The sequence below is a fragment of the Nocardia ninae NBRC 108245 genome (genome assembly GCF_007990755.1).
In the GTDB taxonomy this organism is placed as follows: domain Bacteria; phylum Actinomycetota; class Actinomycetes; order Mycobacteriales; family Mycobacteriaceae; genus Nocardia; species Nocardia ninae.
Window position 1 is genome coordinate 1 of sequence record NZ_BJXA01000145.1, and the last position, 10,918, is coordinate 10,918.

11 protein-coding genes are annotated in these 10,918 nt (G+C 65.8%); 2 read left to right on the forward strand and 9 right to left on the reverse strand.

The window, feature by feature from the left end; all coding sequences use genetic code 11:
- From NN4_RS43615 to NN4_RS43635, 5 genes are all read right to left on the reverse strand, one after another.
- Nucleotides 1-707: ROK family protein (locus NN4_RS43615; protein ID WP_147144072.1), on the reverse strand; the 707-nt coding region annotated here is incomplete at its 3' end.
- A 25-nt stretch (nt 708-732) separates the two neighbouring features.
- Nucleotides 733-1,968, reverse strand: a complete 1,236-nt coding sequence (locus NN4_RS43620; RefSeq protein WP_147144075.1) for a sugar ABC transporter permease — start codon at nt 1,966-1,968, stop codon at nt 733-735.
- Between the two features lie 76 nt (nt 1,969-2,044).
- Nucleotides 2,045-2,869 (reverse strand): ATP-binding cassette domain-containing protein, encoded by an 825-nt coding sequence (locus NN4_RS43625; protein ID WP_147144078.1) that lies wholly within the window; start codon nt 2,867-2,869, stop codon nt 2,045-2,047.
- 68 nt (nt 2,870-2,937) lie between these two features.
- Nucleotides 2,938-4,023 (reverse strand): sugar ABC transporter substrate-binding protein, encoded by a 1,086-nt coding sequence (locus NN4_RS43630; RefSeq protein WP_107660085.1) that lies wholly within the window; start codon nt 4,021-4,023, stop codon nt 2,938-2,940.
- A gap of 181 nt (nt 4,024-4,204) precedes the next feature.
- Nucleotides 4,205-4,801 carry an NAD(P)H-dependent oxidoreductase gene (locus tag NN4_RS43635; RefSeq protein ID WP_147144080.1) on the reverse strand — a complete coding sequence of 199 codons (597 nt, stop codon included), beginning with the start codon at nt 4,799-4,801 and terminating at the stop codon, nt 4,205-4,207.
- Between the two features lie 214 nt (nt 4,802-5,015).
- Here NN4_RS43635 and NN4_RS43640 point away from each other — a divergent pair, with 214 nt between their 5' ends.
- Entirely contained in the window at nt 5,016-5,957 is a 942-nt protein-coding gene (locus NN4_RS43640; protein WP_246181435.1) for an alpha/beta hydrolase, read from the forward strand.
- Between the two features lie 44 nt (nt 5,958-6,001).
- On the opposite strand, the gene NN4_RS43645 is transcribed toward NN4_RS43640, so the two are convergent.
- From NN4_RS43645 to NN4_RS43660, 4 genes are all read right to left on the reverse strand, one after another.
- A complete protein-coding gene (locus NN4_RS43645; protein WP_281289478.1) occupies nt 6,002-6,646 on the reverse strand; it encodes a class I SAM-dependent methyltransferase in 645 nt (214 codons plus the stop codon).
- 307 nt (nt 6,647-6,953) lie between these two features.
- Nucleotides 6,954-7,535 carry a hypothetical protein gene (locus NN4_RS43650; protein ID WP_147144086.1) on the reverse strand — a complete coding sequence of 194 codons (582 nt, stop codon included), beginning with the start codon at nt 7,533-7,535 and terminating at the stop codon, nt 6,954-6,956.
- Between the two features lie 153 nt (nt 7,536-7,688).
- Entirely contained in the window at nt 7,689-8,177 is a 489-nt protein-coding gene (locus NN4_RS43655) for an AAA family ATPase (protein WP_371865857.1), read from the reverse strand.
- Between the two features lie 27 nt (nt 8,178-8,204).
- Nucleotides 8,205-9,716 carry a flavin-containing monooxygenase gene (locus tag NN4_RS43660; RefSeq protein ID WP_147144089.1) on the reverse strand — a complete coding sequence of 504 codons (1,512 nt, stop codon included), beginning with the start codon at nt 9,714-9,716 and terminating at the stop codon, nt 8,205-8,207.
- A 33-nt stretch (nt 9,717-9,749) separates the two neighbouring features.
- Between NN4_RS43660 and NN4_RS43665 the strand changes: the two genes are divergently transcribed.
- Nucleotides 9,750-10,802, forward strand: a complete 1,053-nt coding sequence (locus NN4_RS43665; RefSeq protein ID WP_246181436.1) for an AraC family transcriptional regulator — start codon at nt 9,750-9,752, stop codon at nt 10,800-10,802.
- The last annotated feature ends 116 nt before the right edge of the window (nt 10,803-10,918 follow it).

A 10,918-nucleotide genomic window follows, 5' to 3' on the forward strand; every position in this document is an offset into this window, starting at 1 on the left:
CCGCCGAGCAGTTGGCCGCCCATGATGATGCCCGCCCCGATACCGACGTCACCGTGCAGATAGATCAGGTCCGACAGTCCCGCGGCGACGCCGCGCTCCCGCTCGGCCAGCGCGCCGAGGTTGGCGTTGTTGCCGACGACGACCCGCAGCCCGAGGTCCAGTTCCCGAGTCAGGCTCGCGCCGAACGGAACATCGACCCAGCCGATGTTCGGCCCGTACCGGACGACGCCGTCCTCCTCGCGCACCATCCCGCAGAAGGCCACGCCCACACCGACACACACGGCGTCGCGAGCCGCCTTGTCGATCATGTCGCGGGCCATGCCCGCCAGCGTGGCGATCACGTCCTCCGGATCGAAAGTGCCACGCGGGCGGGTGGTTTCGACCTGGTCGAGGACCAGCCCACCCAAACCGACCCGGGCAGCGGCCAGCCGGTCGGCGCCGACGTCGAGGGCGATGACGTACACGCGCGCCGACTCCGGCCGGACCACCAACGACGGACGCCCCGCTTTACCGGTCTGCCCCGGCAGTTCCTCGCGCACCAGCCCTACTGCGGCGAGGTCGGCCGTCAACGCCAGAATGGTGCTGCGGTTCAGCCCCATTCGCTCCGCGAGCGTGGCCCGCGAGACCGGACCGTCGCGATGGACGTGCCGGAGCAACACAGCCAGATTGCTCTTGCGGATCTCATCCGGAGATGGGGCTGCGCGCATTCACCGTCCTTCGCCGCGGAATGGGTTATCTACGAAGTAGCGTTCGTTTGCGCGACAAGGCGTCTACTCCGGCCGCCAAGAGCAGCACGAATCCTGTCACAACGAATTTCGTGCCCGCGCTGTAGCCCATCAGGCCCATGCCGTTGTCGATCACCGCGACCACAGCGGCGCCGAGCACCGCGTCCAGCATTCGACCGCGGCCGCCGAACAGGCTGGTGCCGCCGATGACCGCCGCGCCGACCGCGAGCAGCAACACGCTGCTGCCGCCGGTGTTCGGGTCGACGGAGTTGGCGCGGGAGGCCGCGATCAGGCCGCCGACCGCCGCCATGGTCGAACACAGCACGAAGGCAGTGATTTTCACGCGATCCACGGTGATGCCCGCGCGACGAGCCGCCTCGGCGTTGCCGCCGACCGCGTAGATGTGCCTGCCGAACGACGTGCGATTGAGCACGAAGGTCCACACCAGCAACAGGATCGCGATCAGCGGGACCACGATCGGCATGCCCTTGAGCGAGTGCAGTTCCGGGTTGCGGCTGCGTTCGCCGTTGAGCACGAGCACCGCGATACCGAGCACCACCGCGACCGCCACGATCCGCGCCACGATCACCGGGGCGGTCTCACCGGTGAGGCCGAGTTTGGTGCGGGCCCGCAGCTTTCGGTATTGCACGAACGCGAACCCCGCGACCAGCACGGCGTACAGCAGCCAGCCGAGCAAGGGCGGGACGTTCTTGTTCGCGACGGCGAGGATGGTGTCGTCGCGGATGGAGATGTTGCGGCCGTTGTCCATGATCTTCAACGCGACACCTTGCAGCGCAAGGAAAGCCGCGAGCGTCACCACGAACGAGGGAATACCGACCTTCACCACGATGGTGCCGATCGTCAGCCCGATCAGCACCCCGGTGAGCAGCGACACCACGACCGCCGCGTACCAGGGCCAGCCGCGGTCGGTGAGCAACACCGCGAGCACCGCCGCGCAGACGCCGCTGGTGAAACCGGCCGACAGGTCGATCTCGCCGAGCAACAGCACGAAGATCAGGCCCATTGCGATCACCGCGATCGCCGCGCCCTGGGTGAACAGGTTCGCGAAGTTGGCCTCGGACATGAAGACCGGGCGCGCGGCCCAGAAGACGCAGGACAGGATGATCAGCGCGAGCACGGAAGGCAGCGCGCCCATGTCGCCACTGCGTACTCGTCCGACGTATGTATTCACCAAGTCGGAAACCGGTGCAGTAGCTGGCTTTTCGGTCAAAACGGCGCTCATGCCTGCGCCTCGCTTGCGCTCGGCTCCGGCATAACCGCCGGGGCGGCTGTGCTCATTGTTCGCTCGCTGCGCTCGCTCATCCTTTTGCTCCATTCGCGTCCAGGCCCAGTGCGCCGCTGCGGCCTGCCGTAATCAGTTCGACGACCTGCCCGTGGGTCACGTCGGAGGTCCGGACCTGGGCGGCCATCCGGCCGAGGTACAGCGCCGCGATGCGATCCGAGACCGCGAACACGTCGTTCATGTTGTGCGAGATCAGCACCACCGCGAGCCCACGATCGGCCAGCCTGCGCACCAGCTCGAGCACCTGCTGGGTCTGCGCGACGCCGAGCGCGGCGGTCGGTTCGTCCAAAATCACTACTTTGCTGTTCCACAGCACGGCCTTGGCGATCGCCACCGTCTGCCGCTGCCCGCCGGACAGGCTCGACACCTGCTGCCGGACGCTCTTGACCGTCCGAACGGATAGGCTCGCCAAGGTCTTTCCGGCCAGCTCCTCCATCGCGTACTCGTCGAGCACGATCCCGGTCTTCTTCTCCCGGCCGAGAAACATGTTCTGGACGATGTCGAGGTTGTCGCAGAGCGCCAGATCCTGGTACACGATCTCGATGCCGAGCGCGGCCGCGTCGCGCGGGCTGTGCACCTGAACGGGCTTGCCCTCGAACAAGAACTCGCCCGCATCGATCGGGTGGGTGCCGCCGATGCACTTGACCAGCGTGGACTTTCCGGCCCCGTTGTCACCGACCAGTGCCGTCACCTCGCCCGGGTAGGCGGCGAAGGCGACGTCGTGCAAGACATGGACCGGCCCGAAACTCTTTTCCAGGCCGCGTAATTCGACTACCGGCGTATGCCCGCCCGTCTCCCGGCCACCGCCCCCCACCGAATCGCTGCGCGATGCTTCATTCATGGTGCTGCTCCTGAGAAGGTGCCCCTTCCGCCGTCCCCTCATCGAGAAGGCGGAAGGGGCTGGTGCGATCAGATGCCGTTGTCCGCGCAGAGTTTCGCGATCTCGCCGGTGCACAGCTCGGCCTTGGTCACATAGCCGTCCGCGACAACGTCTTTCACCTGCTGCGCGTAGATCGGCTTGGGCTCCAGCAGCACCGAGGGCACGTCGGTCTTGGCCTCGGGGTCCTGCACTTTACCGTTCGCCTGGCCCGGCTGACCCTTGGTCAGCGCGATGGCCAGCTCCGCCGCCGCCTCGGCTTCCTTCTTGATCGCCTTGTACACGGTCATGCACTGGTCGCCCTTGAGGACGTTCTGCAGGCCCTGCACCGTGGCGTCCTGGCCGCTCACCGGAACCTGACCGTTGAGCTTCTGCTTCTTCAGCACGGCGATCGCGGCATTGGCGAGACCGTCGTTGGCGGCCACCACGCCGCCGATGTTCGGCTGGCTGGTGAGCATCTGCTCGAAGATGGTGCCCGCCTGGGTGTTATCCCATTCCGGTACCGCCTGATCCGGGCCCTTCGTGTACTGGCCGGCGTCGAACTTCGGCTTCAGCACCGCGTCGTAGCCGGTCTTCAGCAGGGTCGCGTTGTTGTCCGTCGGCCCGCCGTTAAGGTAGGCGACCACGGGATTGGCGGCGTTCTTGTCGGTCAGGCACTTCGCGACGCCCTCGCCGAGCAGGCTGCCGACCTTCACGTTGTCGAAGGACACGTAGAACTGCGCGCCGCCGCCCAGCGTGAGCCGGTCGTAGTCGATGACCGTGACACCCTGCGCCTTCGCCTTCTGGATAACCGCCTTGCCGGTGCCACTGTCCAGGTTCGTCATCAGCAGCACCGACGCGCCGTTGGTCATCATCTGATCGGCGATCGTCTGGAAGGCGTTCTTGTCACCCTGCGCATTCTGGATGTCGGCCTTGACGCCCGCGGCATCGAAGGCCTGCTGCAGGTACTTCCGGTCCGCCGTCTCCCACCGGGCCGAGGTCTTGCTGTCCGGCAGGATCACCCCGATCTTGGCTCCGCCACCGCCCGAACCCGTCGAGTCGTCACCACAAGCAGTCAAAGTCAAGGAAGTGAGCGCGGCGACCGAGACGGCCGCGACGCCGAGAATGCCCTTACGCATGAGGGGGCCTTTCGTGGAACTACCGCCCCGGCGTGCCCGGGCGGTCGAGGTCGAGCGAATGTTGTTCGCTGCAACATATTCGACTGTGACCCACAGCACAACCTGTTCAAGCGACCAATTTGTTGTTCGAGATAACAATCAGGACACGTCATGATCGGCGTACTGCCCGACCACAGGTCGTCTAGACGTCTGTCACCAGGGCGGCGGCCAGCTGGCGGGCTTCGCGCAGCCAGGCGGCGCGCGCGTCGTCGGCGGAGTCGGTGACCATCCGGAAAACCGTGCGCCGGATATCGTGCACGCCGGCGTAGGGCAGCACGCAGGCCGCCCAGATCTGCTGCAACGGGTCGCCGAAGACGTCGCGCTCCCGTTCGATGGTGGTGTCGGACGTGTTGAGCACCAACGCGCGCCGCAGCCGTAGCAATCCGATCGGCCGGCCGGACGCGTCGTCCAGCTGGTAGGCCACAGCAGGGGTGAGCACCCGCTGCACCCAACCCGTCAGAATCGCCGGCGGCATGCCCCACCAGTTCGGGTGCACGAAGATCACGGCGTCGAGGTCCGCCAGCTCGCTCTGGTGTTGCCGGACCAGCTCGTCACCCGACCGCGTGCCGTGCACGGTGTCGGTCTCCGCCGCCGCCGACATCGGGTCGAAGCCCTCCGCGTACAGGTCGTGCGGCACGACCTCGACTGCCCGGGTCCGCAGTTCGTCTACGACCGCATCGAAGAGGGCCCTGTTGAAACTGTCGGCCCGGGGATGGGCGAGGTATACCGCTATACGCATGCGGAACACTGTGCCGGAGGTGACAGCGCCGTGGCCGTTGGGGTGCCCTCCGCACGAGATGCACTGACCAGCAATACCATTCGGCCGAACGTGCGGAGATAGTGAGATCCTACTAATTTGCGAACAACACTATTCGTAGAGTGTCTCGATGTTCTAGATTCACCTTCGGGGATCGAAGCGCTCGAAGCCGATCCTCGAAGGAAAGGATCATCCGTTGCCACGACTCAGCAGAATCATTCTGGCAATCGCCACCGTAATCGCCAGCCTCGCTGCGCCTTTCGTCGTCGACGCACCGGCCTCCGCCGCGGCAGGCACGGTGCGCTGGGAGGCCAGGGTCAGCGACCGCATCCTCGATATCGGTATCTCCTCCCCCAATCTCGAAGGCCCCGACTGGTCGGTGAAGGTGGTCCGCCTGCTGCTGCCGCCCGGTTGGACCAAAGAATCCTCGCGCAGCTGGCCCACCGTCTGGGTGCTGCACGGCGGCTTCGACGATCACAAATCCTGGACCGACAAAGGCAACCTCGAGGCGCTCACCGCGGGCAAGGACGCGATCTTCGTGCTGCCCGAAACCAGCTGGTGCAGTGCGTATTCCGACTGGTACAACGATGGACGTGGCGGTCCGCCCGCCTGGGAGCGGTACCTCCTCGACGACGTGCGCACCATCCTCGAATCCACCTACCACGCCAACGCCACCCGCGCCATCGCGGGCAATTCCATGGGCGGTCTCGGCGCCATGAAATTCGCCGCCGCCCACCAGGGTTGGTTCTCCTCCGCCGCCAGCTTCAGCGGAAACGTCGACCCGTTGCACGCCTCCGGCGCACCCGGCGACCCCGACAAGCCCGGCCAAGGCTGCGCCGCCGACTGGAAACGAGTCTGGGGCGACTACCGGGACCATCGCGATATCTGGGTCGCCAACAACCCGTACAGCCAAGCCGCCGAACTCACCAACATCCCGCTGTTCGTCTCCTACGGCAAAGGCGACGCCGTCGAATCCCTTGCCTACGAACAGAACTACCGCTTCGTCGACCGCCTCCAACAACTGGGCGCCCGGGTAGACGAACGCTACGTCCCCGCCCAAGGCCACAACTGGGACGCATGGAAGGTCCACATGCGCAACGCCCTCCCGATGCTCCTCAGCTCGATCGGCGTCGCCTGACCCACGAGAGGCCGTGCTGAACAATCACATTCGGCACGGCTTCCTCAGGCGGTGTCTCGGCGCAGCACCGCTCGATATTCCCAGGCTTCCCAGAGCGGATGTGTTGACGAATATCGCTGGTCCGTCCAGATTTCCGTGCCATCGAGTTCCATCCGCTCGACGGCCAGGCCGGTGCCTTCGACCAAGAGCAACAGGTCAGCGGGCGTGTAGCAGCGCCCGAACTGCTCGACCGCCTCGGATTCCTTGCCGACCGGCCACCATCTGTCGCTGAAGCGACTGGTCACCGGGTCATAGTCGTTCGAATTCGCGAGATCGATGGTGTACCTGTCGTGTTCGAGTTCGCCCGCCACGCGGGCCCACTTCCATGGACTGAGCACGTCCACGATCATCGCGCCGCCGGGCCGCAACCAGTCGCGACTGACCCGGCGCAGCAGGGTGCGCTGCTCGGCGTCGCTGCCAACACCGAATCCGTTCCAATAGACCACACAGTCGAATTGCTCGCCGAGCTCGACCCGGTAGAAATCACCTTCGACGATTCGCAGGTCGCGACCCTCGACCTCGGCCGCACGCTCGTGCGCCTGTCGAGCCCGCACGGAACTGAGTTCCACTGCGACCACCGAGTAGCCCAGATCTGCCATGACCACCGCGGTTGTTCCGCTACCCGCCCCCCAGCTCGAGGATCCGTTCAGCGCCGGGACCTACCAGGCGCACTATCGACGCCGCGCGTTGCCGATCGGACTCCCGCACCACCTGCGGACCCCACCACACCGGTGCGGTATCGAAAAACGGCTCGACCCAATCCACGCGCATCCCCCATCTGCCGACGCGATGCCAGCCGGATTCTGCCCGATGACGGACAACACGGACAGTGAATATCCAATGGCTACCGCCCAACTCGGCCGTGTTCGGGAACACCCCGGATCTATACGTCGATCGGCCGGTAACCCCGGCGGAGCCGACAAGGTCGGTCTCGCGCCGGGGCCAACTATCGGTGGCTCAGTTGAAGTGCAGGGTGTTGATGGGGATCCGGCCACCTTGCATCGTCCCGTTCATGCAGGCGTTGACAAGGGGCTGGCTGTCCACCGGTGCTTGGTCGACGTGCAGCTTGCCGCCGGCTCCCGGTCCGTCCACGATGTTCAGCGTGTTCGTGACGGCGGCGGCGGGGTTACCGCCGGGCACGTGCCATTGACCGGAAACACGGCTGACTTCGCCGTTCGCCCATTCGAGGGTGCCCTCCAGGAAGCCGAGGGCATCGTTGCAGCTCGCGTTGCCGTTGAACTCGCTGCGGAAGGCGACGTCGGCTGCGGGCGTGCCCGTGCAGCCGCCGAGGTTGGCTTGGAAGCCCGCCCGAGCCGGCACGGTATTCATCCCGAGCGGGTTGGTGTTGAATCGCATCTCACCGCCGGGGCACCAGCCGCCGATCGGGTCGGCCACCGCAGGTTGTGCGGCAAGCAGCGGCGCGGCAAGCGCGGCCGCGACGGCCGAAATAACGCCGATTTTCCTGGGTGTTGCCATGTGAATCCTCTCCTTTCGATCAACGATGATCTCGTGGGAGTGGTACACCGCGGTCAATTCCACGGCGAGTGGCTGATACCCGAGGGCATCGATACAAAACCCGTGGCACCAAGATTATTCGTGCGGAAATTTCGTATTGCTCGTCGGCAAGTCTCGGCAATATGGTGCCGACCGCGCTAGGTAATACGGTGCAGCAGCTCTCCGACTGAGACTCCTTCAACGTTGAAACGGCGGTGGGCCGACCAGTGCTGCGAGTTGGTCTACCACCTCGGTGACGGACCTTCGGGTGTCGATTTCTATGGTGGACCCGGCGCGGAGCAGGGGTTCTATCTCGGCAGTATCCAACTCGATTTGTGCGCGCTCTTCAGGGGTTTTGCCGAAGGGGTTGGTGGTGCGGGTGGTTATGCGGGTGAGGATTACGAGTAAGGGGGCGGTGAGTAGGACTATTTCGGCGAAGCGGGGGTAGAAGACCTCCTGATTGATGACGGTGCCTCCGATGAAAAGCGGGACGCCGGAGTCTTCGTGCCGGGACAGCAAGGCATCGATGCGGTCTTCGCGCCAATGGGGTTCCGCGCCGGTGCCGTCCGGTAGTGGGAGGGTTTCGATCCAGTCGCCGTAATCGGTATCGACCACACTGTATCCACGGTGCGCCAAATGGTTCAGCGCGGTCGATTTACCCGTGCCGGACATGCCAGTTACCAGAATCGCCGTCACTCGGTCATGGTAGAGCGGTCAGCGCGCCGCGGCGGGGACCGCCTCGCGCACAGCCGATTTGGGGGTGGCGGTGAGGGTTTTGTTCAGGTCGGTGCGCAACGTGGTCGCCGAATCGATCAAATAGTTCTGGCGGACTTTCCAGGGGTGGCGGTCACCCTGGCGGGGGAAATCGTCGATCGAGCGCTGGATATAGCCTGCGGCCAGTTCGATCAGCGGTTGTTCGCCGAGTTCGCCGTCGGGCTCGGGAACGACGGCGGCGTAACCGCGACGGTCCATGTGGTTGAGGATCTTGCAGACCAGGCGGGAGCTGAGGTCGGCGCGCAAGGTCCAGGAGGCATTGGTGTAGCCGACGCAGACGGCGAAGTTGGGCAGTCCGGTCAGCATGGCGCCCTGCCAGATGAACTGGTCGGCGAGGGCGACCGGCCTGCCGTCGACGCGCGGCACGATGCCGCCGAAGGGCAGCATCTGCAGGCCGGTGGCGGTGACGACGATGTCCGCCTCCAGGATTCGGCCGGACTTCAGCCGAAGACCTTCCGGCACAAAGGTATCGATGTGGTCGGTGACGACCTCGGCCTTGCCCTTCTTCATCGCCTTGAAGAAGTCGGCGTCGGGGACGGCGCACAGGCGCTGGTCCCACGGGTTGTAGGTAGGCGTGAAGTGCTCGGCTACCAGCTTCTTGTCCTTGAGGATTCGCGTGGTCAACGCGGTGAGAAGCTTGCGCGCGGCCGCCGGGCGGCGGCGGCAGTATTCGTAGAAGCCGATGGTGAACAGGATGTTCTTGGTGCGAATCACCCGGTGCGCCAGCTTCGGCGGCAGCAGCTCACGAATCTTGTCCGCGCGCTTGTCGCGTCCGGGGACCGCGCTGATCCAGGTCGGGCTGCGCTGCAACATGGTCACCCGCTCGGCCTGCCCGGCCATCGAGGGCACCAGGGTGACCGCGGTGGCGCCGCTGCCGATCACGACAACGCGCTTACCGGTGTAATCGAGGTCTTCGGGCCAGAACTGTGGATGCACCACCTGACCGGAAAACGAAGCGCGGCCGGGGAATTCGGGGGTGTAGCCGCGGTCGTAGTTGTAGTAGCCCGCGCATGCGTACAAGAACCCGCAAGTCAGCTCGCGCTGGGAAACCACGCCTGTCGCGTCGCGCTCCGCCAAAGTCAATGTCCAGCGGGCGGTTTCGCTCGACCAGTCGGCGGCGACCACCTTGGTCTGGTAGCGGATGTGCCGGTCGATGCCGAACTCGGTGGCGGTCTCGTTGATGTACCGGAGAATCGACGGCCCGTCGGCGATCGATTTCGCCTCGCGCCACGGCTTGAACGGGTAGCCGAGGGTGAACATGTCGGAGTCCGACCGGATGCCGGGATAACGGAACAGATCCCAGGTGCCGCCCATCGCGTCGCGCGCCTCGAGGATGGCGTAGGTCTTGCCGCGGCACTCGGTCTGCAACCGGTAGGCGGCGCCGATGCCGGACAGTCCGGCGCCGACGATCACGACATCGAGGTGTTCGGTGGCTACGGCGGTCTCGTTCATAACTCAAGTGTGAGACCGCGCGGACCCGCATTCTTGACTTTGCGCGACAACTATTTGATTCTGGGCGACATGACGGTGATCCGGTCGGCCGGCCTGCGCGGCTTCCGCGCGACCGTGGCGGAACTGGGCGGCGATGCCGAGCAGTTCGCCGCCGCCTGCGGCCTGCCGATCGCCGCGCTCGATACCGACGATCTCCTCGTCCCCGACCAAGCGCTGGCCGCGGTGCTGGACCTGGCCGCGCAGCGCCTGGACTGCCCTGACCTCGGCTTGCGCATCTCGCGCAGGCAAGACCTCGACATGCTCGGCCCGCTCGCCTTGGCCATCCGGAACTCACCGTCGCTGACCCACGTGCTGGAATGCTCGGCGCGCTACCTGTTCCTGCACGCCCGTTCACTCACCCTGACCACGGAGCCGGACCCGTACGGAGATCGCGGCGTGATCGCGCTGCGGTACGGCGTCGAGCCGGGGTTGCCCTCGCCAATTCAGGCCACCGATCTCGGACTTGCCTTCGTACACCACGCCGTTCAGCGGCTGGTCGACGACTGCTATGGATTGCTCTCGGTCGAGCTGCCCTACCGTCCGACGGTGCCGATCGCCCGCTACGAAGAATTCTTCGACGCACCCGTACGGACGAACCGCCCGTACGCCGCGCTGCGTGTGCCGCGAAATCTGCCGAACCTGCCACTGAGCGGGGGCGATCATAATCTGCACCGATTGGCGATGGCGTTCCTGGCGGAACAGGCGGGCGGCATCGACGCCTCGATCGTGCCCAAGGTGCGCGCCACCGTGCAACAACTACTCGGCACCCTCGCGCCCGAGATCGGTTCCGTCGCACGACTATTGACCGTGCATCCGCGCACCCTGCAGCGCAGGCTCGCCGCGGAGGGCACCTCGTTCGCCGCCATCCTCGACGACGTGCGCCGCGACGAAGCCCTGCGCTACCTCACCACCACCGACATGCCGATGAGCCAGGTCGCCTCCGTCCTCGGACTGTCCGAGCAGTCGACCTTCACCCGCTGCTGCCGACGATGGTGGGGCAGCACACCGACCGCAGTGCGCCGCGACGGTGCGCGCCACCGCACGTGACCACGGCGCTACACTCCCAGCGTTCGGGAGGTCGATTGTTGCAGTTCCAGGTATTAGGCGAGGTCAGGGTGTGGCGCGGGGAGGCGCCGCTGCCGCTGGGCCCGCCCCAGCGTCGC

Excerpts from the sequence above, each read along its gene's own strand:
- NN4_RS43620 (WP_147144075.1), bottom strand. The coding sequence starts at position 1,968 with ATGAGCGCCGTTTTGACCGAAAAGCCAGCTACTGCACCGGTTTCCGAC.
- NN4_RS43625 (WP_147144078.1), bottom strand. The coding sequence starts at position 2,869 with ATGAATGAAGCATCGCGCAGCGATTCGGTGGGGGGCGGTGGCCGGGAG.
- NN4_RS43630 (WP_107660085.1), bottom strand. The coding sequence starts at position 4,023 with ATGCGTAAGGGCATTCTCGGCGTCGCGGCCGTCTCGGTCGCCGCGCTC.
- NN4_RS43635 (WP_147144080.1), bottom strand. The coding sequence starts at position 4,801 with ATGCGTATAGCGGTATACCTCGCCCATCCCCGGGCCGACAGTTTCAAC.
- NN4_RS43660 (WP_147144089.1), bottom strand. The coding sequence starts at position 9,716 with ATGAACGAGACCGCCGTAGCCACCGAACACCTCGATGTCGTGATCGTC.